Origin of the sequence: Pseudomonas sp. FH4 (assembly GCF_000510915.2) — a bacterium.
Lineage (GTDB): Bacteria > Pseudomonadota > Gammaproteobacteria > Pseudomonadales > Pseudomonadaceae > Aquipseudomonas > Aquipseudomonas brenneri.
In genome coordinates, this window is record NZ_AOHN01000028.1 from 40767 (window position 1) to 66770 (window position 26004).

Consider the following 26004-nt stretch of genomic DNA (forward strand, 5'->3'; position numbering starts at 1 on the left):
CATCAGTCACCGTCGTTGGCGTTGAAGCCCAGTTGGATGCCCAGCGCCTTGGCCAGTTCGCCCTCATGCAGGCGGTGGACGACGTTGAGGCTGTCGTAGATGTCGTTGAGTTGCTGGCGCCCGGCGTCATCGGCCAGCAGTTCATTGAGCGAACGCTGGTTGCTGTCGAACAGTTTCAGTGAGGCGGCGTAGGCAGCGTCGATCTTCTCGGCCAAAGGCTTCTGGTCGGCGGGCAGCAGGCCGCGCAGGCCCTTGTTGTCGACCCCGACCCACACGGTCTGGGCCGCCGCGAGGCTGGCTTGCAAGCCTTGCAGGGACGACTGGCTACGCCACGCATCGGCCTGGAACGGCTGCGGGATACCCTTGGACAGGCGACCCATCGGCGTGCCGAGTTTTTTCTTCAGGGTGTCCAGGGCCGTGACCTGCACGCGCAGCAGCTCGGCGATGGCTTCGTGGGAATCGGCGTAGCGCTGGTTCGGGAACTTGGTCATCTGCGCGAGCATGCCGTCGGTGCTGTTCCAACTGGCGAGGATTTCCTCGGCGAGTTGTTTCTGGCGCTCACCGATGGCGATCAGCAGTGGGCAGTAGCGGGCTTTCTGGGCATCGTTGGCGATGTCGGTCTTGGCGTCATACAGAATGTATTCGTAGGCCGACAGGCCTTGCACCACGACGCTGGACTTGGCCAGGGCGGCGGCATCGATCTGCGGCTGGGCAGTGGCCAGTTGCTCGACCTGACGGCCGACGAGGTTTTTCTTGTCCGGCCAGAACTGCACCTGCCAGGCGCGGTTGCCCTCGGCCAGCGGGCCGATCAACAGCGGTTGCAACTCGGCCCAGGCTTTTTGCGCGTGAAGGAAGTCGGCGCGCGCGGTTTCCAGGGATTCCTTGCCTTGGCAGTAAGCCAGGGCACTGACGGCCAGTTGCCGGTCAGCTTCGACCCAGCGGCTGTAGGTCGGCAGGATCACTTGCTTGGCGATAGCAGCCGAGGTAACCGCTTGCGGATCCTGTGGCGAGCAGGCGCCCAGGGCGAGGGCGGCAAGGCTGGTGAACAACAACTTGGGACGGAACATGTCGAGCTCCCTTCATTAATTGGGGCAAAGCTTATAGAGAATTCAGGAACGCGAGCAACGCGGCACGTTGCTCGGCGCTAAAAGACAACACATGCTGCTGCGCCGCCTGGGCTTCACCGCCATGCCACAGCACGGCTTCAAGCAGGTTGCGGGCGCGGCCGTCATGCAGCAACTGGGTGTGGCCACTGACGTTTTGCGTCAGGCCAATGCCCCACAACGGCGGCGTGCGCCAGTCGCGGCCACCGGCCTTGAATTCGGTACGGTTATCGGCCAGGCCTTCGCCCATGTCGTGCAACAGCAGGTCGCTGTAGGGGCGGATCACCTGGTTGGCCAGCTCAGGTTCAGCGGCGTTGCCTGCGGTGGTGAATTTCGGCGTGTGGCACGACTGGCAACCCGCCTGGAAGAACAGGTTCTTACCGGCTAGCACTTGCTGCTCATTGACATCACGGCGCGCCGGTACGGCCAGGTTGCGGGTGTAGAACAGCACCAGGCGCAGGATGTTATCGCTGACTTCCTGCTCGCCATTTTCGCCGTTGCCGTTGGGCGCCTGCTTACAGGCAACCTGGGCGTCGGTGCAGTCATCGAAGGGTCTCAGGCTGGTCGTCAGGCCCATATCACCCGAGAACGCGTGAACATTTTGTTGATTGAGGTTCGGTTGCCCGGCTTTCCAACCAAAGCGCCCGAGCACGGTTTTTTGCTGGGCATCATCCCAGACCCAGTTCGGGCGGCCGAGCACGCCATTTTTATCCGGGCGTTTGCTGGCGTTTTGCAGGATGTCCGCATCGCTGATGGCTTCAAGCAGGCCCAGGCCGATCATCGGCGGGGCCACGCGCGCGGAAAACCGCGTATCGGGATGCATCGGGCCATAGCCGAGCTGAGTGATTTGCAGGGTTGGCTTGCGCAACTCGACCACCGTGCCGTCCTTGAACGTGACGTTGACCGGCGTGTAGTCGACCCGCACCTTGCCTTCCGGGACCACACCTGGCACGGCCATGTCCTGCAGTTGGCCACCATAGACTGGCTCCGGGACGACACCCAGTTGCTCGATGACCTTGGCGTAGGGCGGTGAATCCGGAATCGACAGGCGCACCAGCATCGACACCGCATTGCTGGCCTCAGGCAAGGGCGGATGGCCGCGCCCGTCCTTGATGTGGCAGTTCTGGCAGGCGTTGGTGTTGAACAGTGGTCCCAGCCCATCACGGGCCGTGGTGGTGGCCGGGGCGATCACCCACGGGTTGCGGAAAAAGCTGTTGCCGACGCTGAAATCCAGGCGGCGCGTCGGCGCCAAATTGGCCGATGGCAACGAGAAGGCATTCTGGTCGGTCTTCCTAACCGTCGTGCTGCCTCCCGAACGCGCCTCACCCGGCTCGGCCTGGGTAAATGTCGGCGGCGGGGCGTCATCGCAGGCACTCAGGCTCATGGCCATCAAGAGTGCAGACAGGCGAAGAAGCAAACGGGGCATCGGTAATCCTGAAAAGACGGGCGACGGTGGATGAAATTCAGGGGGCAAAGTCTAACAGGGCAGGGCGGATTGAATAAGAGCAATTATCGTTTGCTCCAATCTGATGCATTCCCGCTAGAATGGCCGCACATTTTTCCTGGAGGTGGCCAATGCAGGCTCTCGACGCTTTGCTCAACCGTGTTTCCGTGCCGCGCCTGCTGGAGCCGGCCCCCACTGCCGAACAGCGCGAAGTGCTGTTCGCGGCAGCCATGCGTGCGCCGGACCACGGCCAGTTGCGGCCTTGGCGCTTCCTCACCGTGGAAGGCCCGGCCCGCGAGCAAATGGGCACCCTGCTGGCCGAAGCGGCCCGCCTGCAAGACCCCGCGGCACCGCAAGCGGTGATCGACAAGGCACAGAACGGTCCATTGCGTGCGCCGTTGGTGGTGGTGGTGATTGCCCGTCTGCAGGAACACTTCAAGGTGCCCAAGTCCGAGCAGCTGCTGGCGGCCGCCTGTGCGGCCCACGGCATCCTGCTGGCGGCGTACGCCCAGGGGATTGGTGCGGTGTGGCGGACCGGGGAGTTGTCGTATTCGGCGCATGTGGCCAAGGGGTTGGGGCTGGGCGCGGGTGAGGAGGTGATCGGCTTCCTCTACCTGGGCACCGCGCAGAACCCGCCGCGTACGGCGGCAAAGGAAGACATCACGGCGTTTGTCAGTGCCTGGACCGGTCTCTGACCCAGCGCAAATCTGCTTGTGCTTTATGTGGGAGCAAGCCCGCTCCCACATGGGTATCCGGTGTTTTCAGACCCGGAACTGATCCATCAGCTTCATCTGCTGGTTGGCCAATGCGTTCAATTGGCTGCTGATCGCCGCCGACTCCGTCGCCTGGCCGGTCAGGGTCTCGGTCACGGTACGAATGGCCGAAACATTGCGGTTGACCTCTTCGGCCACGGCGCTCTGTTCTTCGGCGGCGCTGGCGATTTGCAGGTTCATGTCGCTGATCACCGTCACTGCATCGCTGATCTTGCCCAGGGCCTGAACCGCCTGCTGGATCTGCCCGGCATTGTTCTGCGCCTGGCTCTGGCTCGAATGCATGGTGGTCACCACCCCACGGGTCGCGCTCTGGATGCGTTCGATCACCAGGCGGATTTCCTCCACCGAATCCTGGGTACGTCGGGCCAGGTTGCGCACTTCGTCCGCCACCACCGCGAAACCACGCCCGCTTTCCCCGGCGCGCGCGGCTTCAATCGCGGCATTGAGGGCCAGCAGGTTGGTCTGCTCGGCAATGCTGCGGATCACTTCCAGCACCGAGCCGATCTGCTCGCTGTTGACCGCCAGGGCTTCGACTTCGGTCACCGCCTTGCTGACTTCTTCGGCGAGGGTGGTGATGTCACGGGTGCTGCGCTCGATGATCGCCAGGCCCTCGCGGGCTGACTGATCGGCGCCGCGAGCTGCACTGGCAGCGTTTGAGGCGCTGTTGGCCACATCATGGGCGGTGGCGCTCATCTCGTTGGAGGCGGTCGCCACCTGGTCGATCTCGCGAAACTGCACCTGCATGCCTTCGCTGGTCTGGCGCGCGATTTCCGAGGACTGATCAGCGGTGCCACGGGCTTCGGTGATGCTCTGCTTGATCTGGGCGATGGTCGGTTGCAACTTGTCGAGGAAACGATTGAACCAGCCGACCAGTTCCCCCAGTTCGTCTTTTTTCGTGTAGGCCAGGCGTTGGGTCAGGTCACCGTCGCCGCTGGCAATGTCCTTGAGCATCGCCGCCACGCTGTTGATCGGGCGGGTCACGCCCGTGGCCGTCAGCCACATCAGCAACAGGCCCAGCAGGCCGGCCGCAGCGCCCACCAGCAATGCCTGCAGTGTGCCACGGGCCTGGGCGTCGTCGAGCACGCCTTGCAGCTTGACCGAATCGGCCAGCAGCACGTCCTTGGGCAGTTTGATCACCACGCCCCAGGGCTTGGCCTCGGCAATCGGCTTGACCGGGTACACCGCACGGATCGTATCGTCCTGCTCGCGGACCTTGCGGGTGTCATTGGCCAGCAGTTGCACGATCTCTTTGCCTTCGGCGCCGAGTACATCGACGATGCTCTTGCCGACCTTGTCCGGCTCGCCGCTGTAGCTGGCAATCAGGCCACTGCCGGAGAGGATTTCCATGATTCCTGCGCCGTCGAACAGCTCTTTTTGCGCGGTATTGGCGGCCGCTTGCAGGGCATCCAGGGCAATGTCGACGCCGATCACACCAATCACCTTGCCATCTGCCAGCAGCGGCAGCGAGATCGTGGTCATCAGCATCGACTTGCCGGCGACTTCGTCGGCATACGGGTCCAGCAGGCAAACGCTGCGGGTATCCCGTGGGCAGGTGTACCAGATGTTGTAGGGCGTACCACTGAGATTGAGGGTGGTCTTGGTCAGGTCCGCTTCCACCATCACCGTGTTCAGGCCTTCACCGCCGGCGCGGCTCCAATAGCTGGAAAAGCGCCCGACTTCGTTGGAGGCGCGCAGTTTGTCGTCGACAAATTCGCTGTCCCTGCCATCCAGGCCGTTGGGTTCAAACGACAACCAGATCCCCAGCACCTTGGTATTGCGCTCGAAGGCGGTCTTGATCCGTTGGTTGAGTTCCTCGCGCACGGCCCCCGCTTCCAGCGAGCGCTTGGCGGCCATGTTGCGCAAGTCCTTGACCTGATCGGCGAGGGCGGTGACCACCAACAGGCTCTCGCCGAAGGCTTTCTGCAGTTGCACGGCCTGCTCGGCGGCCTTGGCCTGGAGCAGGTTCTCCACGCTGGTGGTGAGCATGCGTGAACTTTGGGCGCTGACCAGTTGGTCGTTCTGGTTGGCCTGGTAGATATTCAGGCTGACGATCAGCGCAATCACTCCCAACAGGCAGAGGCCAGACAGCAGCACGATTTTCAAGCGGATGGAGAGGGTGTCGAACATGGGCTTACTCGCGATTGGACTTATTGGTGTGCAAGCAGGGCAACGGCCAAGTCCATTCGGCGCTATGCCCGCAACATCGGCACCGGCGAGTAATTCATGAGGGGCAGGCGATGAGCGGTAGCGCTCAGGCAGCGGTTTGCGCGAGGCGTTCGGGGCGTGACCAGATCCACAGGTTGCCCAGGCTCATCCCGGCGATGGCCAGGTAGATCGGCCAGCCGTGATCGAGCATCACCAACATCAGGCCGGCACACAGCAGCATGCTCACGGTGGCGCTGACCTTGGCCCGGCGCGCGATGATCTTGCCGTTGCGCCAGTTGAACAGGATCGGTCCGAACAGGCGGTGGTTTTCCAGCCAGGCGCTCAGGCGTGGCGAACTCTTGGTGGCAGCCCAGGCAGCCAGCAGGATGAATTCGGTGGTGGGCAGGCCCGGCACGACAATCGCAATCAAGCCGATCCCCAGGCTGACATAGGCCAGCAGGCCGAACAGGATTCGGGCGAGTTTGGAGGAGGATTGGGTTGTGCCGGTCATGGGTACGATTTGTATGGGTTGCGAAAAATCTGAAAGTGGAGCGCGATCAAAATGTGGGCGCTGGCTTGCCTGCGATAGCATCGCCTCGGTCCAACTGATAAACCGAGGCGCCTGCATCGCAGGCAAGCCAGCTCCCACATTAATTGCATTCCAGCAGTGGGTCAGGCCAGTTCTGGGGCGCTAGCGTACGCCTGTTCAAGCAACACGGTGAAGCGTACGAATGCATCCACCGCACCTTTCTCTGCCGCCGCTTCTTCTTCGGCGCTCAGTTCCAGGCCGTCGAGGGTGCGGGTGAAGCTCTTCCAGCCTTCGGCACGGCCACCGGCTGGTTCGCCCAGGTGGCGGGCACCGAAGGTTTCGCTCAGGCCCAGGCCGACGGCGCGCTTGATCAGGAACGCAGCGCCCAGCTTGGAACCTTCGGACACGAACAGCCAGCCCAGGGCTTGGGCCTTGCTTGGGTTCTGCACGGCACCGGCCACAGGGGCGGGCACTGCGGTTTCCAGGTCGGCCAGGTCGAGTTTGGCAGCTTCGGCACGGCAGCGCTCGGCCAGGTCAGGCACCAGCTTGATCAGCTCGGGATCGTTGTACAGCGCCACCAGTTCCGACTGGAACAGGTACTGGGCGACGACGAAACGGGCGAAGTTGGCCTGGGTTTCAAATGGGGCGTGAGCCTTGACCAGTGCGTCGAGCTTGGTGTGCGGCTCGTTGGTGATCTGGTTCAGGCGCTGGGAGCGCAGGCTTGCACGTTCAGCGGTGGTGGAAGCGGTCATGGGATGTCCTTGAGAAGGAAAAGCGCCTTATTGCCAGGCTGTTATTACTAGACGAACAAGAAGACGCGTCACAGTAAAAAAACCTCACCCCGCTGGCGATAAATCCGGCGGGGTGGGGTTGCAGGGATCAGATGTCCCAGATCAGGTTGATCGCGAAGTTGCGACCGGGCTGGGTCAGGCGGTCCAGGCTGGCCGGCGAGGTCACGCCGGCTTCACCCACACCGTCGTAGCTGCGCACGTCATCCCAGTTCCAGTATTTTTTGTCGGTCAGGTTGTACAGGCCGCCATTGACGGTCAGGTCGTTGGTGACTTTGTAGAAACCCGTCAGGTCGACGATGCCAAAGCCCGGGGTCTTGAACGGGCCGTTGGCCTTGATGCCGGTCGGGGTAAAGAACGTGGCGCTGTCGACCCGGTTCTGTTTCTTGACCAGGGTCCAACTGACCAGCGCACCATAGTTGTCCTGGTCGTAGCCCAGGCCAAACACGCCCTTGAGCGGGTTGACGCTGTTCAGCGGCTGGCCGGTTTCGTCGTTGCGACCGTGGGCGTAGGCAATCGCGCCTTTGGTATACAGGCCGTGCGGTGCGCCGAAGGCGTCCAGGTTCAAGCGACCTTTGACTTCCATGCCCTTGATGGTGGCGCGCTTGATATTGCCCGGCTGGAAGACTGTGCTGCCAGCAGGGTCCAGTACGGCGTTGTCTTCGTCGATAAAGTCGCGGTACTTGTTATAGAACACGGCGACGTCGAAATTGCCCGCATCGAAATTGCCGCGGATTCCGGTTTCATAGCTCTTGCTGGTTTCTGGCTTGAGGTTGGAGTTGGGTTCCACGACATAACCTTCGCCAAGGTTTTCAAAGCGGCCATACAACGCCTTGGCAGATGGCGTGCGGAAACCTTCGGCGTATTGGCCGAACCAGGTGTATTGCTCGGTCAACGCGTAGGTCACGCCGAGTTTTGGCGAGAAGCGGTGCCAGGTTTTGTTCGAATCGTCGTGGGGATACTTGCGGTCCGGGTCGGTGGTGTTGAGGAACTCTTCGGTCAGCTTGGGTTTGAGCTGGATGTAGTCGTAGCGCACGCTCGGCAAGAAGGTCCAGTCATTCCAGCTGATCTGATCCTGGGCGAACAGCGCGTAGCTGTTGATGGTTGGGTCCGGGAAATCGCTGGCTTTTTTCACACTGTCGGCAGGGGTTGGGCTCGGTGCGCCGATGGCGGTACAGCCGGCACCGACGGCCAGGCAGGTCGCCGCGCCTTCACGGGAGCCGGTGACTTTCTGCTGCTTGATCGTGGTGCCGTAGGTCAGCAGGTGATCGGTGTCGCCGATGACGAAGGCCTTGTCCAACTGTGCGTCGAACACCCACTGCTTTTCTTCGTAGAGGGTGTCGCGGGTCCGCAGTACGCGGCGGCCGACCTGATAGATTTCGCTGGTGGCCTGGTCGGTCTTGGCGATCTGGTAGTTGAGGCTGGTCTTGATGTGATCGGCAAACGGCGAGTCGAGGGAAAACTTGTTTTCCAGGCCAAAGCGTTCGCGGGTGATGGTGTCGTTGCCGCGACGGTCACGGTACATATTCATGCCCTGGCCTTCGAGGAAAATCCCGCCCACCGCGCTTTTCTGGTTGATGTCGCGGTCGTCCTTGTACTTCTCGTAGGTCAGGCCCAGGCGGTTGTCTTCGCCATAGTTCCAGCCCAGCTTGGCCAGCACGTTGGTGGTGCGCACGTCTTCCGGGTTGGCGCCGGTGCGGGCCAGGCCGGTGGCGTTGTTGCCGTCGTAGGACTCCATCTCATGGCCATTACGCTGGCTCAGGTGCAGCAAGCCATCGAAGTCCTGCACGCGACCTGCGACGGTGCCGGAGGTCAGCCAGCTTTCGTCGGCCGAGCTGTAGCCGGTCTTCAGGCGCGCGCCGACGTCCTGGCCGGGCTTGATGATGTCGTCCGGGTCGAGGGTGAAGTAGCTGACGGCGCCGCCGATGGCGCTGCTGCCGTACAGGGCCGAGGCTGGGCCGCGGATGATTTCCACGCGCTTGACGATTTCCGGGTCGACATAGTTGCGGCGGGTCTTGGCGTACGGGCCGTTGAAGAAGTTGTCCGGGACCTCTACACCGTCCACCTGGGTGAGGATGCGGTCACCGTCGATGCCTCGGATGTTGTAGCCCGAATTACCGGAGCGGGTGCCGGCGCCGCCGACCGAGACACCGGGCTCGTAGCGCACCAGTTCACGGATGGAGTTGACGTTCTGGCGGTCCAGTTCCTCGCGCTCATGCACGCTGACGGTGCTGGGCACGCTATCGACCGCCTGTTCCGTGCGGGTGGCGCTGATGGTCATTTGTTGCAGGGTGATCGCGCTGCCCGCCGTGCGCTTTTCCAGGACGATGTTGTTATTGCCCAGTTTGCGGTAGTTCAGGTTGGTCCCCACCAACAGCCGGTCCAGGGCTTTTTCCGGGGTCAGCGAACCGCGCGCGCCCGGGGAGGAAACCCCTTGGCCCAGTTCGGCGGGCAGGCCGATCTGCCAGCCGGTGACGGCGGTAAAGGCGTTGAGCGCCGATACCAGGGATTGCTGCTCGATGCTGAAGGTGTAATTGGCGTGGCTGCGCGCAGTGGGTTCGGCCGCATTGGCCGTGAGCACCGGGCTGCCGGCCAGCAGGATCGCGGCGGTCAGCAGGCACAGCGTGGGCGAAGAGGACCGGCGGTTGAAACGAGAGGACATCGAGAGCGCTCCGAGGGACGAGTCTTATAGTTGCGAGCCTGAATCAAATAGGAATCAGTTGCATTGGCTAAGACGAGACGTACCAGCAGGGGCTATCGAGTAAAAATAATTATTCTCAGTTGAGAATCACTAGCGCCGGGAACTCCGAGAGCTTGGCCGAGGTGATGTGGGCCAGGGAGCGCACCACGTCCAGCGGCTGGTCCAGGCGGTAATTGCCGGTCACGGCGACGCTGGCCAATTGCTCATTGGTATTGACGATCCAGCCCGGGTAATAGCGCCGCAGCTCAGCCAGCACCTCGCTCATCGGGCAGTTTTCAAAGATCAACCGGCCCTGGACCCACGCCAGCTCCTTGGTGGCATCGAGCTTGGCCGGTTGGCCGAAGCCCTTGGGGCCGACGCGGATGCTCTCGCCGGCACTCAGGCGTACCCGGTTATTGCCGAAGGTGGTGCTCAGGTCGACATCCCCGCGTTGCACCTGGACCTGCGCCTCACCGTTGAGGTAACGCACGGCAAATGCCGTATCGCTGACGCTGGCGCGCACCGGGCCGGCGTCGATTTGCAGGGGCAGGCCACGGCTGGCCGCGACTTCGAAGAACGCCTCGCCCTGATACAGGCGGGCGATACGCTGATGCTCATCAATGGTGCTGGAAAACGCCGAATTGGTATTGAGCAGCACCTTGGAGCCGTCATCCAGTTGCAGGCGCTGGCGCTCGCCGACCACGGTCAAATGGTCGGCCTGCAGACGCACCGGCAGGTTGCTGAAGCTGAACAGCCCGAGCAGCAACACCGCCGCCGTGGCCAGGGGTTTCCAGTGCGGCTTGATCCGCCGCCAGGCGCTGGGTTTGCGTGGTGCATTGAGGGCCACGGCGGCGCTGTGCACAGGCGCACCGCCCCAGGCAGCCTGGGCTTTGGCGAAGGCTTGGGCGTGACTCGGGTCGGCAGCCAGCCAGGCCTGAAACTCGGCTTGCTGGCCAGGCTGCGGGCACTGCAAGACGATCAGCCAGTCGAGGGCTTGGTCCATGGCCGCATGTTGCAACACCTCATGAGCCAACTCATGGGGGTGCAGGTTGTTCGGGTCCGTCACGGTGTTCCTCGGGTCTTCGCCACGTTTTATTCAATGTCTTACGTATTTTTGTGACATTTCTGTCGGCTTGTCCCGACAAAGCTTAAGGGTGATCGAGTCGTTCGGCCACACCTATGCAGATGGCCATGATCAATTTCAGTTCCTTTTGCACAGTGCTCAAGGACACCTGCAACTGGTCGGCGATCTCCTGATAGCTGCAGCCGTGCAGGCGGCTGAGGATAAAGATCTGCTGCTGGCGGGCGCTCAACTGCCCAAGGCTGACACTCAGGTGCTCCAGCAATTGCTCGGCGTGGGCGGCATCTTCAGGGGTGGTGACCGGGGAGGCGACACTTTGCAGGACATCCATTGGGACATCTTCCTGCAAGGTGCGCGATTGAATCCGACGCGAGCGCAGATGGTCCAGCGCCAGGTTACGTGCGGTCTGGAAGACAAAAGGTTCGAGATGGTCAATGGGGCGTTCGCTGAGGGCCCGAGTGACGCGCAGGTAGGTTTCCTGCAACAGGTCCTCGGCGGTGCTGTGGTTGTTCACCATCCGCTGCAAGGTTCGCAACAGCACCAGCCGTTGGCTGAGGAAGACTTGGTTGAAGCGAGATAGGCTCACGAGGGTACCAGACCGATTGGTAGCGAATGATAATGCTTATCATCAGCGCAAATGGCAAGTGGCACTTTGCTGTATTCCGCTCAACCCTGTAGGAGCGAGCTTGCTCGCGAAGGTCGTCAACGATAACGCTGGCATTCTGAGTTAGCGTGGTGCCTCTGCGTTTCTCGCGAGCAAGCTCGCTCCTACAGTGATTGGGTCAATCAGGTTTTCAGCGGGTTACTCGGCGTTACACAGCGCCAGGCAGTTATCCAGCATGCGGTTGGAGAAGCCCCATTCGTTGTCGTACCAGGCCAGTACCTTGAGCAGCTTGCCGCTGGACTTGGTGTGGTTGGCGTCGAAGATCGACGACAGCGGGTTATGGTTGAAGTCACTGGAAACCAGCGGCAGGGTGTTATAGCCAAGGATTTTCGAGTGCTGGCTGGCTTCTTTGAGCAGTGCATTGACCTCCTCTGCCGTGGCTTCTTTTTTCAGTTGCACGGTCAGGTCCACCAGGGACACGTTGATCACCGGCACCCGCACCGCCATGCCGGTCAGCTTGCCCGCCAGTTCCGGCAGCACCAGGCCCACGGCTTCGGCGGCGCCGGTCTTGCTCGGGATCATGTTCTGCGTGGCCGAGCGGGCGCGGTATGGGTCGGTGTGGTAGACGTCGGTCAGGTTCTGGTCATTGGTGTAGGCGTGGATGGTGGTCATCAGGCCGCTTTCAATGCCCAGCTCGCGGTGTAGCACCTGGGCGACCGGTGCCAGGCAGTTGGTGGTGCAGGACGCGTTGGAGATGATCTGGTGCGATTGACGCAAAATGTCATGGTTTACCCCGTAGACCACCGTGGCATCCGCGCCCTTGGCGGGGGCAGAGATGATCACCTTGCGTGCGCCGGCGTTAATATGGGCGGCGGCCTTGTCACGGTCGGTGAACAGGCCGGTGCATTCGAATACCACGTCAATCTTGTGTGCAGCCCACGGCAGGTCGGCGGGGTTGCGAATGGCACTGACGGCAATCCGGTCGCCATTGACGGTCAGGCTTTCCTGATCGTGGGCGACCTCTGCATCGAAAGTGCCATGGACGGTGTCGTATTTAAGCAGGTGGGCATTGATCGAACTGTCGCCCAGATCATTGATGGCGACGATCTGCAAATCCTGGCGGTAGCCTTGGGTATAAAGTGCGCGCAGGACGTTGCGGCCGATACGGCCAAAACCATTGATTGCGATTCGAAGAGTCATTTGAAAAGCGCCTGTCGTCGATTTGTTGTAAGAATTACAAGATTATTCGCATAAAAATAGAAAACAAGCCTTTTTAGTGGCAATATTTTGTTCAATCTACAACGAGTGACCTGAATCAACTGGTCCGATTGGTCAAGTAACTCCCTGCCAACCTTTGCGCGGCGGGCTTTTGACCAGCATAGACTTTCAGGTCGCCACATCCGTTAGCCTGGAGTTCTACACATGCATCCCCGCGTACTTGAGGTCACCGAACGCCTTATCGCCCGCAGCCGGGCCACCCGTGAGGCGTACCTTGCGCTGATTCGCGGCGCGGCCAGCGACGGGCCGATGCGCGGCAAGCTGCAATGCGCCAACTTTGCCCACGGCGTGGCCGGATGCGGCACTGAAGATAAAAATAGTCTGCGAATGATGAATGCGGCCAACGTGGCAATTGTTTCGTCATATAACGACATGCTCTCGGCGCACCAGCCCTACGAACATTTCCCCGAACAGATCAAAAAGGCCCTGCGCGAGATTGGCTCCGTCGGTCAGTTTGCCGGCGGCACCCCGGCCATGTGCGACGGCGTGACCCAGGGCGAGCCCGGCATGGAGCTGAGCCTGCTGAGCCGTGAAGTGATTGCCATGTCCACGGCGGTAGCGCTGTCCCACAACATGTTCGACGCTGCGCTGATGCTGGGCATCTGCGACAAGATCGTCCCCGGCCTGATGATGGGCGCCCTGCGTTATGGCCACCTGCCGATGATCTTCGTGCCGGGCGGGCCGATGCCGTCGGGGATCTCCAACAAACAGAAAGCCGATGTGCGCCAGCGCTACGCGGAAGGCAAGGCCAGCCGCGAAGAGTTGCTGGAATCGGAGATGAAGTCCTACCACAGCCCAGGCACCTGCACCTTCTACGGTACCGCCAACACCAACCAGTTGCTGATGGAAGTCATGGGCCTGCATTTGCCGGGCGCTTCGTTCGTCAACCCGTACACGCCGCTGCGTGATGCGCTGACCCGTGAGGCCGCGCACCAGGTCACGCGCCTGACCAAGGCCAGCGGTAACTTCACGCCGATTGGCGAGATCGTCGACGAAAAATCCCTGGTCAACTCCATCGTGGCCCTCAACGCCACCGGCGGCTCCACCAACCACACCCTGCACATGCCGGCCATCGCCATGTCGGCGGGCATCATCCTGACCTGGCAAGACATGGCCGACCTCTCCGAGGTGGTACCGACCCTGTCCCACGTCTATCCGAACGGCAAGGCTGACATCAACCACTTCCAGGCGGCGGGCGGGATGTCGTTCCTGATCCGCGAACTGCTGGAAGCCGGCTTGCTCCACGAAGACGTCAACACCGTCGCGGGCCGTGGCCTGAGCCGCTACACCCAGGAGCCATTCCTGGTGGACGGCGAACTGGTGTGGCGCGACGGCCCGATCGAAAGCCTCGACGAAACCATCCTGCGCCCGGTGGCCCGTGCGTTCTCCCCCGAAGGTGGGCTGCGCGTGATGGAAGGCAACCTTGGCCGCGGGGTGATGAAAGTCTCGGCGGTGGCCCTTGAGCATCAAATCGTCGAAGCGCCGGCGGTGGTATTCCAGGATCAGCAAGACCTGGCCGATGCGTTCAAGGCCGGCCAACTGGAGAAGGATTTTGTCGCGGTGATGCGCTTCCAGGGCCCGCGCTCCAACGGCATGCCGGAGCTGCACAAGATGACCCCGTTCCTGGGTGTCCTGCAGGACCGAGGCTTCAAGGTCGCGCTGGTGACAGACGGGCGCATGTCCGGCGCCTCGGGTAAGATCCCGGCCGCGATTCACGTCAACCCCGAAGCCCAGAGCGGTGGGCCGCTGGCGCGGGTCATGGATGGCGATATCATTCGCGTCGATGGCGTCAAAGGCACCCTGGAGCTTAAGGTGGACGCCGGAGAATTTGCCGCGCGCACACCTGCCACGGGCCTTTTGGGCAATAACGTGGGGGCGGGGCGTGAGCTGTTTGCATTCATGCGTCTGGCCGCAAGCTCCGCAGAGCAGGGCGCCAGCGCCTTTACCTCTGCCCTGGAGACACTTAAGTGAAGCTTGCGCTGGTTGGTGACATCGGCGGTACCAACGCCCGGTTTGCGTTGTGGCGGGACCAGGAACTGCATTCGATCCGGGTGCTGGCCACGGCAGATCACGCCAGCCCCGAGGATGCGATCCAGGTCTACCTCAAGGAGGAAGGCCTGGCGCCAGGTTCCATTGGCGCGGTGTGCCTGTCGGTGGCGGGGCCGGTGAGTGGTGATGAGTTCAAGTTCACCAACAACCATTGGCGCCTGAGCAGGGCTGCGTTCTGCAAAAACCTGCAGGTGGACGAGTTGTTGCTGGTCAATGATTTTTCGGCCATGGCCCTGGGCATGACGCGCCTGCAACCCGATGAGTATCGCGTGGTGTGCGCAGGCACGCCGGAGCCGTTGCGCCCGGCGGTGGTGATTGGCCCGGGCACTGGCTTGGGTGTCGGCACTTTGCTGGATCTGGGCGCAGGCCGCTGGGCGGCGTTGCCAGGGGAGGGTGGGCATGTCGACCTGCCCCTGAGCAGCCCGCGGGAAACCCAGTTGTGGCAGCACATCTACAACGAAATCGGGCATGTCAGTGCTGAAACCGCCCTGAGCGGTGGTGGCCTGCCGCGTCTGTACCGGGCGATCTGCGCGGTGGACGGTCATCAGGCCGTGCTCGAAACGCCCGAGGCGATTACGGCGGCGGGCCTGGCCGGCGATCCGGTCGCGCTGGAAGTCCTCGATCAGTTCAGCATCTGGCTGGGCCGCGTGGCGGGCAATAACGTGCTGACCACGGGTGGCCGGGGTGGCGTGTACATCGTAGGCGGGGTGATCCCACGGTTTGCCGATTTCTTTATCAACAGTGGTTTTGCCAAGAGTTTTGCTGACAAAGGCTGCATGAGTGACTACTTCAAGGGTATTCCGGTGTGGTTGGTGACGGCGCCGTATTCCGGGTTGACTGGAGCGGGTGTGGCGTTGGAGCAGGCTTTTGCGTAGGCAGTGATGGCCCGATCGCGAGCAAGCCCGCTCCCACATTTGAATGTGTTCGCAAATCAAAATGTGGGAGCGGGCTTGCCCGCGATGAGGCCCTAGAGAGCACCCCATAACAACAAGGAGGCCCCCGTGAGCGTAATCAGTAAATCCATTCTCCTCGTCGACGACGATGAGGAAATCCGCGAGTTGCTGCAAACCTACCTCAGTCGCGCCGGCTTCCAGGTGCGGGGTGTGTCCAATGGCGCAGGGTTTCGCCAGGCCATGGACGAGGCACCGTGCGACCTGGTGATCCTCGACGTGATGCTGCCGGACGAAGATGGTTTCAGCCTCTGCCGCTGGGTGCGCCAACACCCGCGCCAGGCCCAGGTGCCGATCATCATGCTGACCGCCAGTTCCGATGAAGCCGACCGAGTGATCGGCCTGGAACTGGGCGCCGACGATTACATTGGCAAGCCCTTCAGCCCGCGTGAGTTGCAGGCCAGGATCAAGGCATTGCTGCGGCGCTGCCAGTTTGGCCAGGAGCGCAGCGGTGGTGATGTGCTGGTATTCGATGAGTGGCGGCTGGACATGATCAGCCACCGGCTGTTCCACCTCGACGGCGAGGAAGTCATCCTCTCCGGGGCCGATTTTGCCCTGCTCAAGCTGTTCCTCGATCATCCGCAGCAAATCCTTGATCGCGACACCATTGGCAACGCCACCCGAGGCCGCGACCTGATGCCTCTGGACCGGATTGTCGATATGGCTGTCAGCCGTCTGCGCCAACGCCTTCGCGATACCGAGAAACCTCCACGGCTGATCCGCACCGTGCGTGGCAGCGGTTACCAACTGGCGGCCAGTGTGGTTGCCAGCAATGCCCACTGAACGCCGGCGCATTCCGGTCCCGCGTTCATTATTGGGGCGCATGCTGCTGCTGACCCTGTTGGCCGTGCTGTTTGCCCAGGCCTTGTCCAGTGTGATCTGGGTGTCGCAGTTGCGCGCCACCCAGCTTGAAGGCCTGGTCACCAGTGCCCGTAGCCTGGCGCATTCGATGACTGCCAGCGTCAGTTATTTCCGCTCGTTGCCAGTGGCTTATCGGCCGCTGGTGCTGGACCAATTGCGCAGCATGGGCGGCACGCGTTTTGTGGTGACGCTCAATGACAAGCCGCTGGATATGGAAGTGCTGCCGCAAACGCCACGCAAGCTTGCGGTGCTCGGTGCCGTGGATGAAGTCTTGCGCCAGACCCTGGGCAGCAACGTGCATTTTTCGGTGGAGTTTGTCAGCGCCGAAGACCTGCGCATCTTCAATGCCGGCTTGAAACTCGATGAGCTGCCACGTTCCTGGGCGCATTACGCGTTGACCCTGGAACCGGTCAATCCACCGGTGCTGGTCACGCAGATCCAGTTGGCGGCTGGCGAGTGGTTGTACATCGCATCGCTCTTGCCCGAGCCTTACACCAGCCTTGAAGAGCAAGGCCTGCCGTCCCAGCAAGTGTGGTTTATCGTGCTGACCAGCGGGTTTCTGCTGCTGTTTATCGGGTTGCTGGTGCATTGGCAAAGCCGCCCGCTCAAGCGTTTGGCACGCGCGGCGCGGGACCTGTCCCTGGGGGCCGACGTGGAGCCGGTGGCCGAAGGCGGCGGCAGCGAAGTGGTGGAAGTGGGCCGTGCGTTCAATGCCATGCGCGAACGGATCAGCCGCTACCTGACCGAGCGCAGCCAGTTGTTCAGTGCGATTTCCCACGACCTGCGCACCCCGATCACACGGCTGCGCTTGCGTGTGGAGTTGTTGGAGGACGAGAAGCTGCAAGCCAAGTTCGGCCGTGACCTGGACGAGCTGGAACTGCTGGTCAAAGGTGCGTTGCAGTGCGTCAAGGACACCGATATCCACGAGAACATCGAGCCGGTGGACCTCAATCATGTGCTCGACTGCCTGGTGGAGCCGTACCTGGCGCCCAATGGCAATGGGCGGGTGACCCAGCATGGTCGGGCGCTGACGGCCTATTCGGGCAAGCCGCTGGCGCTCAAGCGCTGCATTGGCAACCTGATCGACAACGCCTTGAAGTATGGGCAGAACGCCCATCTGCATATCGAAGACGATGGCGCGCAGTTCATCCTGCATGTGGATGACGAAGGACCGGGGGTGCCGGAGCAGCGCCTGGAACAGGTCTTTGAACCGCACTTTCGCCTGGCCGGGCAGCAGCAGGGCTATGGCTTGGGGTTGGGGATTGCGCGCAACATCGCCCACAGCCATGGCGGCGAAGTCAGCCTGCAGAATTTGCGCGAAGGTGGCCTACGGGTGACCTTGCAGTTGCCCCGCACACCCGATTGAAGCGGTGGGTCAGATGCTTTGGCGCAGTCTGGCTAAATCTCTAAGCGGCGGCGCGCCAAACAGGCGGCTGTATTCCCGGCTGAACTGCGATGGGCTTTCATACCCCACCCGATAACCGGCCGCCGAGGCTTCCAGGCCCTCGGCGATCATCAGCCGCCGTGCTTCCTGCAAACGCAGCTGCTTCTGGTACTGCAACGGGCTCATGGCGGTGATGGCCTTGAAGCGGTGATGCAGGGTCGACACGCTGAGATTCACTTCCCTGGCCAAGTCATCGATGCGCAGCGGCTGCTCGTAGTTGCTGTTCAACCAGGTGATCGCACGGCTGACCCGGTGGCTCTGACTGTTGGCCACGGCGATTTCATACAGCCGATAACCCTGGGGCCCACGCAGCAAACGGTAGAGAATTTCGCGGTTGATCAATGGCGCCAGCATCGCAATGTCTTTGGGCGTATCCAGCAAACGCGCCAGGCGCAGTACGGCGTCGAGCAGTTGGGTGTCGATCTGGTCGACATACATCCCACGGGATGTCGGGCGCGTGGGCACCCCCATCGGGCCGGCTTCGGCAATCAAGGCAGTCAGTTGCGCCGGGTCGATATTGATCCGCACCGACAGGTTGGGATCTTCGGGCGTGGCATCGATGATCCGCCCGGCCACCGGCATCGCGACCGAGAACACCAGGTAGTTGAGCGGGTCATAGGCAAAGATTTCATCGGCCAGGCGCACTTCCTTGCTACCGTTGGCGAGGATGCACAGGGCGGGTTCCACCAGCACCGGCATGAAGTCGCGCGGTGTGTTGTGGCGGTTGAGGTACAGCGAGGTGATCGCCGTGCCGTAGGAACCGTCTTCCCAGGTATGCCGGTGCACGATGCCGGCCAGTTCGGCGCGCTGCTTCTCCATTTCGGCATCGAGGGGAATGGGCGGGTGTTCGGGCGACGGCATGGGGCGTCCTCTGCATGCTTCTTGGATGGGCTTAGCTTAGCGGTGGCAGTTGCAATCGCGTTATGTCGATTCTGCATAATCCTTGCCTGATCCTGCGGCGTCTCTTGAATCAGGCAAGCAACACGGCCTGTCATCTGCCTGAAACAAGGCGTATGGACTCTGAGTAAAGCCTGGGGCCGAACTGTCTATCTACGCCTCTGGCAGGATTGTGCAATAAGCCAGCAGGAATCGACTAACTCTGCCCGCACCCGCGCCCGTATCTTTGATCCTGTGGCAACACGCCCTCACAGTGCTTGCCGAGCATCACTTCTCAACGGGAGAGTCGAACATGTCCACCCCCATTCCCGCGAGCCATATGGCCTTTATCCGCGCCTGTAGCGGGTGCAGCACCGAACTGGGTGCACGCTTGAGCAGTTTGATCGAACCGGGCCGCCAGGCTCAGGGTTGCCTGCAGTTCTCGTTGCAGCATTCCCAGATTGACCCCGACGTATGGCTGGTTTCAGGTTTCTGGAGCAGCGAGCAAGCCATGAGTGCCTACTTCAGCTCGCCGGCCCTGATGTTGTTTACCGAGTTGTTGAACGACAGGGTCGTGCGCAGCATGGACTTCCGGACCTTCACCGACGCGTCTGCCCTGGATGCCTACGGCGAGTACCTGCAATTGGCCGGTTAGGGTTTAGAATGGCCGACTTTCCATTGGCCAGGACCTGCAACATGGCACGTAAAGAGTTTGCCCACCACGAAGCTGTTTCCGCCCTCGTGCGCGAAGACCAGGGTGGCTATAGCGCCGCCATTGCCGTCAAGGCACTGGATGGCATGAGCGCACCGCGCTTTCACAAGATCCTTGATGGCCAACTGTTCAAGACTGCCGATGACGCCGATGATGCGGCGGCCCAGCAATTGGAGCGCTTGATCGATATCGATGAAGAGGGCCAGTTGGCCTGGGCGACCGCAACCAACTAAAGCACACCACCGCTCCCACAGTTTTGATTGCATTTCAGTCAGGGTTTGGTGGCGCCTGGGCGGTACATCTTGAACAGCGCTTGCGGGCCCAGTTGGAAGTAATCCGCCGGGCCGCCACCGCGTAAAATCGGCTCGGCAGCAGCGGTGTCGTACACCCCGTCCTTGAGCAACCACTTGGCGATATGCACCGCGACCACTTCGCCGAGCACCAGCCAGCTAGGTACCAGTTCCTTGTCGGCCCGTTGCAGTTGAATGATCTGCGTGACCTTGCACTCGAACGACACCGGGCTCTCGCCCACCCGTGGTACGGCAATCACCTTGGACGCCACCGGCGTCAGCCCGGCCAGTTCAAACTCGTTGACCTCAGGTGAAACGGCAGCGCAGCTCTGGTTCATCTGCTCGGCCAGTGGGCGCGTGGCCAGGTTCCAGACAAATTCGCCGGTCTGTTCGATATTCTTCAGGCTGTCTTTGCGCCCGACGCTGGAAAAACCAATGATCGGTGGAATGTAGTTGAATGCGTTGAAAAAACTGTAGGGCGCCAGGTTCAGGCGGCCTTCGTTGTCCTGGGACGAAATCCAGCCAATCGGCCGTGGGCCGACGATGGCATTGAACGGGTCGTGGGGCAGGCCGTGGCCGTTGGCGGGTTCGTAGAAGTGGATGTCGTCAGGCATGGCCGGTGTTCCTGTTGCGGGGAAAAGCGCAATAGTGCAACCCCAAGGGCAGGATTTCCACAGACCGTATGGAATTTTCATTCATCGCCCACCTATTTTTCACAGCTGCACGGCCAGTCTGCACGCCAGGTCGATACCCCCCCATGAGTCGGCCTTTCGAGACTGAACTCTGGAGCCTTCTGCACAATGAACAAACTTCCTCAGATCACCCTGGCGTTCTGGGTCATGAAAATCTGTGCGACCACCCTGGGCGAAACCGCTGGGGACTTGTTGTCGATGACCCTGAACGTCGGGTATGCGATCAGTTCGATGATCCTGCTCAGTGTGTTCCTGATCACCTTGCTGACACAGTTGTGGTCGAAAACCTACAACCCGGTGCTGTACTGGATCGTAATCCTGTCGACGAGCACGGCGGGCACCACAATGTCTGACTTTATGGATCGTACCCTGGGCCTTGGGTACGCTTCTGGTTCGATGATCCTGATTGTGCTGTTGCTGATGATCTTTGCCCTCTGGCACTTGAGCGGCGATTCGTTGAACGTGAACAAGGTCCAGACCCCGCGTGGCGAGCTGTTTTACTGGGTCGCCATCCTGCTCTCCAACACCTTGGGCACGGCGCTGGGGGATTTCCTTGCCGATGACTCGGGGCTGGGCTTTGCCGGGGGCGCCATGTTGATCGGCGCGAGCATCCTGCTGGTGGTGGCGCTCAAGTACTGCACGACGGTTTCGTCGGTGGTGTTGTTCTGGGTCGCGTTTGTACTGACCCGTCCCTTTGGTGCGACCCTTGGGGACTTCCTGACCAAACCCCATGAAAAGGGCGGCCTGGACTTTGGCACCGTTGGCTCGTCGGCGGTGTTGGCGGCGGTGCTGCTGGTGATGATCGCCGGCGCCTGGTATGTACAGCGCAGGGATAGCCGCCAGCCGGTGGCAGAGCTTTCCTGACACGATGAAAAAAGGGGCCATGTCATTGGCTGACATGGCCCCTTTTTTACACCAGGCGAACGGTCAGTCCGTGGTAATCCGCGAGTGCTTGCGGGTGTCTTTCATGGTGATGTAGACCAGCAACGACACGGCAATACACGCCGTCACATACCAGTAGTAGCCGGTTTCCATGCCGATACTCTTGAACCACAGGGCGATGTATTCAGCGGTACCGCCGAAGATCGACACAGTCAGCGCGTAAGGCAGGCCTACACCCAGTGCGCGGATTTCGGTAGGGAACAGTTCGGCCTTCACCACGGCATTGATCGAGGTGTAGCCGCTGACGATGATCAGCGCCGCCATGATCAGGAAGAACGCGCCCCACCAGGTCTGCACGGTGTGCAGGGTGGTGAGGATCGGTACGGTGAATAGCGTCCCGAGGATACCGAAGGCGATCAGGATCGGCCGGCGACCGATCTTGTCCGACAGGCCGCCGACGATCGGTTGCAGGCACATGAACAGGAACAGTGTGGCTGCAGAAATGGTGGTGGAGTCGGAAATGCTCATGCCGACGGTGTTCACCAGGTACTTCTGCATGTAGGTGGTGTAGGTGTAGAAGGCCAGGGTGCCGCCCATGGTCAGGCCGACCACGGTCATCAGTTCCTTGGGGTGGCGCATCAAGGTGCGCATGGCGCTTTCCTTGGCTTTTTCCTTCTTGGTGAACGATTCGGTTTCTTCCATGCCGCGTCGCAGGTACAGCGCTACGACCGCACACAGGGCGCCAATGGCGAACGGGATACGCCAGCCCCAGGCGTACAGTTGTTCGGTTGTCAGGGTTTGTTGCAGCACGATCAGCACGCCGAGGGCGATGAGCTGGCCGGAGATCAGGGTCACGTACTGGAAGCTGGAGTAGAAACCACGACGTTCTTTGGTCGCCATCTCGCTGAGGTAAGTGGCTGAGGTGCCGTATTCGCCGCCGACCGACAGGCCCTGCAGCAAACGGGCAAATACCAGCAGGATCGGCGCGCCGATGCCGATGACTTCATAGCCAGGGCTCAGGGCAATCAGCAATGAGCCGAAGCACATTAGGTAGACCGAGGCCATCAAGGCCTTTTTACGCCCGACTTTGTCAGCGTAGAGGCCCATCAACCAGCCGCCAATCGGGCGCATCAAAAAGCCCACGGCGAAGATCGCGGCGGTGTTGAGCAGTTGGGCAGTGGTGTCGCCTTTGGGGAAGAAGGCTTTGGCGAAGTACAGCGAGAAGGCGGCGTAGACGTACCAGTCGTACCACTCGACCATGTTGCCGACCGATCCGCTGAAGATCGACTTGATCCGGCTGGAGGTAGTGCGTTCTTTTGCCGGCACGGCAGCCGACCCCAGAGGCAGGGAATTGGAGTTATCCATTGAAGGATCCTTCATGTCATTGTTTTTGTGGAGCGCGCGTCAGCGCAGCCTGGTTGGGGCTATAGCAGGAGCTGTGCCAATTGGCTGAAGGCCCGTTCTAGAAGGGTGTAGGAATTTTTTTGAGCGGAAAGCCGCTGATGATTTTTTGGTGGTGAGCGGAAATCCGCTTATGGCGGTTGTCCTCATGAGCCCCCTCAATCCATCGCAAGAAACATCTCCCGGGTTAGCCCATGCCGCTGCATCTTTTCATTGAAGGTGCGCCGTGGCAGTTGCAGCTCGGCCAGCACGGCCTTGATATCGCCTTTATGCCGGGTCAATGCGGCTTTCAGGCAGTGGGCCTCGAACGCTTCCTGCTGCGCGGCCAGGGATTGCCCTGCCTCGATACCTTCCGGCTCCGGTTCACCCAGGCCCAGCACCTGGCGTTCGGCAACGTTGGCCAACTCGCGCACGTTGCCCGGCCAGTCATGGCTCAGCAGCCGCCCCAGTTGCGGCCCGCTGAGTGGCGCGGCATCCCGGCCCAGGCGCTCGGCGGCGCTCTGGGTGAAGTGTTCGAACAGTAGCGGAATGTCTTCGCGGCGCTCGCGCAACGGCGGCAGGCGCAATTGCGCAACGGTCAGGCGATAAGCCAGGTCTTCACGAAAGCGGCCGGCGCGGGCTTCGTCCAGCAGGTCGGGCTTGGTCGCGGCGATGATGCGCAGGTCCACCTTGATGCTCTGGTTGGAGCCCAGGCGTTCGAGTTTCTGCTCCTGCAGCACCCGCAGCAGCTTGACCTGCTGGGCCAGGGGCATGCTTTCGATCTCGTCGAGAAACAGCGTGCCGCCGTCGGCGTACTCCAGTTTGCCGATGCGCTTGCCCTGGGCGCCGGTGAAGGCGCCGCTTTCATGGCCAAACAGTTCGGCTTCAAACAGTTGCTCGGGGATCGCCGCACAGTTGAGGGCGACAAACGGCTTCTTCGCCCGGGGGCCGAAGTCGTGCAGGCAACGGGCGACCAACTCCTTGCCGCTGCCGGTTTCGCCACGGATCAGCACGTTGACCGGCAAGGCCGCCAAATCCAGGACTTGGCGTCGCAACGTTTGCAGGCTGCGGGACACCCCCAGCAGGCTCGATTCGAGCTTGGCCCGATGATCGGCCTGTTGGTGCAGGCGGCGGTTTTCCAGGATCAGGCCGCGCTTGTCCAGGGCTCGGCGCAGGCCGGCGAGCAGGGCGTCGGGGCTGAAGGGCTTTTCGAGGAAATCGTAGGCGCCGTCGCGCATGGCTTCGACGGCCATGGGGACGTCGCCATGACCGGTCAGCAGGATCACCGGCAGGTCGGCATCGCGTCGTTGCACCTCGGCCAGCAGCTCCAGGCCACTGAGGCCCGGCATGCGCACGTCACTGAGAATCACCCCGGGGAAATCCCTGGGCAGGTGAGCCAGGCAGTCCTCGGCACGGCTGAACAGTTGCACCTCAAAACCAGAGAGGCTCAGCCACTGTTCGACGGCCGTGCGGATGCTGGCCTCGTCATCAACCACGATCACCGCGTTCAGCATAGGTCCGGCGCCTCCAGCGCAATGGGCAGGGTCAGGGTGAAGACGGCGCCGTCGCCGTGGTTGGCAGCACTCAAGCGTCCCCCCAGTTCATGCACGATAGCGTAGGACACCGCCAACCCGAGCCCGAGGCCGTCACCCACCGGTTTGGTGGTGAAGAACGGGTCGAACACATTATTCAGGTGTTCCTCGGCAATGCCGCCGCCGCTGTCGCTCACACTCAAGTGCCACAGTTGTTGATCGGCATGCAGGCGGATTTCCAGGCGTTTGTGCGGCGCGTTGGCCATGGCATCGAGGGCATTGCGCAACAGGTTGATCAGCACTTGTTCGAGGCGAATGGCATCACCACGCACCCAGGCCGGGCGGGTCAGGTCGAGCACGATGCTGATGGCTTCGTCGCGCAGGCGGGCGTCGAGCAAATGCAGGGACTGGTCGACCACGGTCGCCAGGTCCAGGCGTTCGCGCAGGCCGCTGGGGCTTTTGCGGGCGAAGGTCTTGAGGTGGCCAGTGAGGCCTGCCATGCGGGTGAGCATATCGTCCAGGGGCGTCAGCGCCTGGTAAGCGTCATCGATGCGCCCGTGATCGAGCAGCAGGCGCAAGGTGGCCAGTTGCATGCGCTGGGCAGTCAGTGGCTGGTTGATTTCATGGGCCAGGGCCGCAGACATCTGTCCCAGTGCTGCCAGCTTGGCCGATTGCACCAGGCCATCCTGGGCGGTGCGCAAGGCCTGGGTGCGCTCTTCCACCAGGCGCTCCAGTTCTTCGCGGCTGCGCTGGCGCAAACGGGCCAGGCGCCAGCGTTGGGTCAGGAACAACAGCAGGAACACCAGTGCCAGCCACAGGCCGGCGGCGGCGAGCCCAGCATTACGCTGATCTTCAAAGGCGACCTGGGGTTTGCGCAGTAAGTGCAGGGTCCAGCCTTCGGCTTTGAGGGGCAGGGATTCCCAGATGTAGTTGGCGTTGCCTGCGGGGCCGGCCACACGCACCAGGTGACTGTTTTCGTCGAAGCGCTGCAAGGTCTGAGTGTCCAGGGGCAGCAGTTGTTTCTTGTCGTATTGGCGCGTGGCCTTGAGCTCAGCCAGATCGTTGGCCGACAGCGGGCGCAGGTTGCGGTAACGCCATCCGGGTTTATTGGCGATAAATACAATGCCCCGTGCATCACTGACCAGCAGCAGGTCATCGCCCTGGGCCCACTCGCGTTCCAGTTCCGGGAACTCCAGCTTGACCACCATGGCGCCAATGAACTGCTCCTGCTCATCCACTACCGCGCTGGAAAGGAAATACCCCGGGATCCCGGTGGTCACCCCCACCGCATAAAAACGCCCGGTGCCCTGGCTGCGGGTCTGGCTGAAGTAGGGGCGAAACGCATAGTTGTGGCCGACATAGCTGCTGGGCAGGCGCCAGTTACTGGCAGCCACGGCTAGCCCGGTACGGTCCATCAATTCCAGGGTCGAAGACTGCGCGGCGCCGTTGATACGTTCCAGCTTGTGGTTGAGCACGTCCTGGGTCGCCGGATCCAGTGGGCCTTTCAAGGCGCGGATCATTTCCGAATCCAGGGCCAGCACGGCGGGCAGGGCGCGGTAACGTTCGATCAGGGTGTGCAAGGAGTTGGCATACAGTGCCAACTGCTGGTTCGCGCGCCCGGCATCGTCCACCAGTGACTGGCGTTCGGCCTGGCGGATGGCCACGCTGGCCGCCAGGACGGCACCGGCAATAATCAGCAGGGAGTAGAAGGTCAGACGCAATGGGCGAGGGATCGCGATCATACGAGAATGAGCAGCTGCAGTAGGGGGCGAGCACCATAACATGTGCCGCTTGGATCTTGTGGCGAACGGGCTGGTGTGACAGCTGGGCTTGTGTGGGAGAGGGCTTGCTCGCGAAAGCAGTGTGTCATTCAACGCATCCAGCGCCTGATTCAGCGCTTTCGCGAGCAAG

General features: G+C 61.7%; 22 protein-coding genes. 8 read left to right on the forward strand and 14 right to left on the reverse strand.

What is annotated here, in order from left to right; genetic code table 11:
* Positions 1-2 precede the first annotated feature (2 nt).
* Together H097_RS21840 and H097_RS21845 are read right to left on the reverse strand one after the other, a co-directional pair.
* On the reverse strand, positions 3-1067 hold the full coding sequence (locus H097_RS21840) for an imelysin family protein (protein ID WP_032862436.1): 1065 nt from the start codon (positions 1065-1067) through the stop codon (positions 3-5).
* Positions 1068-1098: 31 nt separating this feature from the next.
* Complete coding sequence (locus H097_RS21845; protein WP_032862437.1) at positions 1099-2529, reverse strand: di-heme oxidoredictase family protein; 1431 nt, start codon at positions 2527-2529, stop codon at positions 1099-1101.
* 149 nt (positions 2530-2678) lie between these two features.
* On the opposite strand from H097_RS21845, the gene H097_RS21850 reads away from it, so the two are divergent.
* A complete protein-coding gene (locus H097_RS21850; protein ID WP_032862438.1) occupies positions 2679-3242 on the forward strand; it encodes a nitroreductase family protein in 564 nt (187 codons plus the stop codon).
* Between the two features lie 66 nt (positions 3243-3308).
* Here the strand turns inward: H097_RS21850 and H097_RS21855 are convergent, their stop codons facing one another.
* The 7 genes from H097_RS21855 to gap form a co-directional block, all read right to left on the reverse strand.
* On the reverse strand, positions 3309-5447 hold the full coding sequence (locus H097_RS21855; RefSeq protein WP_032862439.1) for a methyl-accepting chemotaxis protein: 2139 nt from the start codon (positions 5445-5447) through the stop codon (positions 3309-3311).
* Positions 5448-5571: 124 nt separating this feature from the next.
* Positions 5572-5976: a YbaN family protein gene (locus H097_RS21860; protein WP_032862440.1), complete on the reverse strand. Its 405-nt coding sequence runs from the start codon at positions 5974-5976 to the stop codon at positions 5572-5574.
* 161 nt (positions 5977-6137) lie between these two features.
* Complete coding sequence (locus H097_RS21865; protein ID WP_032862441.1) at positions 6138-6746, reverse strand: biliverdin-producing heme oxygenase; 609 nt, start codon at positions 6744-6746, stop codon at positions 6138-6140.
* A 127-nt stretch (positions 6747-6873) separates the two neighbouring features.
* Positions 6874-9444, reverse strand: a complete 2571-nt coding sequence (locus tag H097_RS21870; protein WP_032862442.1) for a TonB-dependent receptor — start codon at positions 9442-9444, stop codon at positions 6874-6876.
* A gap of 115 nt (positions 9445-9559) precedes the next feature.
* Entirely contained in the window at positions 9560-10528 is a 969-nt protein-coding gene (locus H097_RS21875) for a FecR domain-containing protein (protein WP_032862443.1), read from the reverse strand.
* 82 nt (positions 10529-10610) lie between these two features.
* Positions 10611-11129 carry a sigma-70 family RNA polymerase sigma factor gene (locus tag H097_RS21880; protein ID WP_032862444.1) on the reverse strand — a complete coding sequence of 173 codons (519 nt, stop codon included), beginning with the start codon at positions 11127-11129 and terminating at the stop codon, positions 10611-10613.
* A gap of 216 nt (positions 11130-11345) precedes the next feature.
* Positions 11346-12347 (reverse strand): type I glyceraldehyde-3-phosphate dehydrogenase, encoded by a 1002-nt coding sequence (gene gap / locus H097_RS21885; RefSeq protein WP_032862445.1) that lies wholly within the window; start codon positions 12345-12347, stop codon positions 11346-11348.
* A 222-nt stretch (positions 12348-12569) separates the two neighbouring features.
* Here gap and edd point away from each other — a divergent pair, with 222 nt between their 5' ends.
* The 4 genes from edd (at position 12570) to H097_RS21905 (ending at position 17651) form a co-directional block, all read left to right on the forward strand.
* Positions 12570-14396: a phosphogluconate dehydratase gene (edd, locus tag H097_RS21890; protein WP_032862446.1), complete on the forward strand. Its 1827-nt coding sequence runs from the start codon at positions 12570-12572 to the stop codon at positions 14394-14396.
* Positions 14393-15349, forward strand: coding sequence for a glucokinase (locus tag H097_RS21895; RefSeq protein ID WP_032862447.1), 957 nt, complete (start codon positions 14393-14395; stop codon positions 15347-15349). The genes edd and H097_RS21895 overlap by 4 nt, the downstream gene beginning before the upstream one ends.
* Positions 15350-15475: 126 nt before the next feature.
* Positions 15476-16207, forward strand: a complete 732-nt coding sequence (locus H097_RS21900) for a response regulator transcription factor (protein ID WP_032862448.1) — start codon at positions 15476-15478, stop codon at positions 16205-16207.
* On the forward strand, positions 16197-17651 hold the full coding sequence (locus tag H097_RS21905) for an ATP-binding protein (RefSeq protein WP_032862449.1): 1455 nt from the start codon (positions 16197-16199) through the stop codon (positions 17649-17651). Before H097_RS21900 ends, H097_RS21905 begins: the two co-directional genes overlap by 11 nt.
* 9 nt (positions 17652-17660) lie before the next feature.
* Here the strand turns inward: H097_RS21905 and H097_RS21910 are convergent, their stop codons facing one another.
* Entirely contained in the window at positions 17661-18590 is a 930-nt protein-coding gene (locus H097_RS21910) for an AraC family transcriptional regulator (protein WP_032862450.1), read from the reverse strand.
* 328 nt (positions 18591-18918) lie between these two features.
* Here H097_RS21910 and H097_RS21915 point away from each other — a divergent pair, with 328 nt between their 5' ends.
* Together H097_RS21915 and H097_RS21920 are read left to right on the forward strand one after the other, a co-directional pair.
* Positions 18919-19260 carry an antibiotic biosynthesis monooxygenase family protein gene (locus H097_RS21915; protein ID WP_032862451.1) on the forward strand — a complete coding sequence of 114 codons (342 nt, stop codon included), beginning with the start codon at positions 18919-18921 and terminating at the stop codon, positions 19258-19260.
* 8 nt (positions 19261-19268) lie between these two features.
* Positions 19269-19550, forward strand: a complete 282-nt coding sequence (locus H097_RS21920; protein WP_032862452.1) for a hypothetical protein — start codon at positions 19269-19271, stop codon at positions 19548-19550.
* A 38-nt stretch (positions 19551-19588) separates the two neighbouring features.
* Here the strand turns inward: H097_RS21920 and H097_RS21925 are convergent, their stop codons facing one another.
* On the reverse strand, positions 19589-20221 hold the full coding sequence (locus H097_RS21925; protein WP_032862453.1) for a flavin reductase family protein: 633 nt from the start codon (positions 20219-20221) through the stop codon (positions 19589-19591).
* 186 nt (positions 20222-20407) lie between these two features.
* On the opposite strand from H097_RS21925, the gene H097_RS21930 reads away from it, so the two are divergent.
* Positions 20408-21163 carry a membrane protein gene (locus H097_RS21930; RefSeq protein ID WP_032862455.1) on the forward strand — a complete coding sequence of 252 codons (756 nt, stop codon included), beginning with the start codon at positions 20408-20410 and terminating at the stop codon, positions 21161-21163.
* A gap of 63 nt (positions 21164-21226) precedes the next feature.
* Here the strand turns inward: H097_RS21930 and H097_RS21935 are convergent, their stop codons facing one another.
* The 3 genes from H097_RS21935 to H097_RS21945 form a co-directional block, all read right to left on the reverse strand.
* Positions 21227-22546: an MFS transporter gene (locus H097_RS21935; protein ID WP_032862456.1), complete on the reverse strand. Its 1320-nt coding sequence runs from the start codon at positions 22544-22546 to the stop codon at positions 21227-21229.
* A 194-nt stretch (positions 22547-22740) separates the two neighbouring features.
* On the reverse strand, positions 22741-24075 hold the full coding sequence (locus H097_RS21940) for a sigma-54 dependent transcriptional regulator (RefSeq protein ID WP_032862458.1): 1335 nt from the start codon (positions 24073-24075) through the stop codon (positions 22741-22743).
* On the reverse strand, positions 24069-25835 hold the full coding sequence (locus tag H097_RS21945; RefSeq protein WP_032862459.1) for an ATP-binding protein: 1767 nt from the start codon (positions 25833-25835) through the stop codon (positions 24069-24071). The genes H097_RS21940 and H097_RS21945 overlap by 7 nt, the downstream gene beginning before the upstream one ends.
* Between the last annotated feature and the right edge of the window lie 169 nt (positions 25836-26004).

Bases quoted from the DNA above. Each gene is read 5' to 3' on its own strand.
- H097_RS21840 (WP_032862436.1), bottom strand. From the start codon at position 1,067: ATGTTCCGTCCCAAGTTGTTGTTCACCAGCCTTGCCGCCCTCGCCCTG.
- H097_RS21845 (WP_032862437.1), bottom strand. From the start codon at position 2,529: ATGCCCCGTTTGCTTCTTCGCCTGTCTGCACTCTTGATGGCCATGAGC.
- H097_RS21850 (WP_032862438.1), top strand. From the start codon at position 2,679: ATGCAGGCTCTCGACGCTTTGCTCAACCGTGTTTCCGTGCCGCGCCTG.
- H097_RS21855 (WP_032862439.1), bottom strand. From the start codon at position 5,447: ATGTTCGACACCCTCTCCATCCGCTTGAAAATCGTGCTGCTGTCTGGC.
- H097_RS21860 (WP_032862440.1), bottom strand. From the start codon at position 5,976: ATGACCGGCACAACCCAATCCTCCTCCAAACTCGCCCGAATCCTGTTC.
- H097_RS21865 (WP_032862441.1), bottom strand. From the start codon at position 6,746: ATGACCGCTTCCACCACCGCTGAACGTGCAAGCCTGCGCTCCCAGCGC.
- H097_RS21870 (WP_032862442.1), bottom strand. From the start codon at position 9,444: ATGTCCTCTCGTTTCAACCGCCGGTCCTCTTCGCCCACGCTGTGCCTG.
- gap (WP_032862445.1), bottom strand. From the start codon at position 12,347: ATGACTCTTCGAATCGCAATCAATGGTTTTGGCCGTATCGGCCGCAAC.
- edd (WP_032862446.1), top strand. From the start codon at position 12,570: ATGCATCCCCGCGTACTTGAGGTCACCGAACGCCTTATCGCCCGCAGC.
- H097_RS21905 (WP_032862449.1), top strand. From the start codon at position 16,197: ATGCCCACTGAACGCCGGCGCATTCCGGTCCCGCGTTCATTATTGGGG.
- H097_RS21910 (WP_032862450.1), bottom strand. From the start codon at position 18,590: ATGCCGTCGCCCGAACACCCGCCCATTCCCCTCGATGCCGAAATGGAG.
- H097_RS21915 (WP_032862451.1), top strand. From the start codon at position 18,919: ATGTCCACCCCCATTCCCGCGAGCCATATGGCCTTTATCCGCGCCTGT.
- H097_RS21920 (WP_032862452.1), top strand. From the start codon at position 19,269: ATGGCCGACTTTCCATTGGCCAGGACCTGCAACATGGCACGTAAAGAG.
- H097_RS21925 (WP_032862453.1), bottom strand. From the start codon at position 20,221: ATGCCTGACGACATCCACTTCTACGAACCCGCCAACGGCCACGGCCTG.
- H097_RS21930 (WP_032862455.1), top strand. From the start codon at position 20,408: ATGAACAAACTTCCTCAGATCACCCTGGCGTTCTGGGTCATGAAAATC.
- H097_RS21935 (WP_032862456.1), bottom strand. From the start codon at position 22,546: ATGGATAACTCCAATTCCCTGCCTCTGGGGTCGGCTGCCGTGCCGGCA.
- H097_RS21940 (WP_032862458.1), bottom strand. From the start codon at position 24,075: ATGCTGAACGCGGTGATCGTGGTTGATGACGAGGCCAGCATCCGCACG.
- H097_RS21945 (WP_032862459.1), bottom strand. From the start codon at position 25,835: ATGATCGCGATCCCTCGCCCATTGCGTCTGACCTTCTACTCCCTGCTG.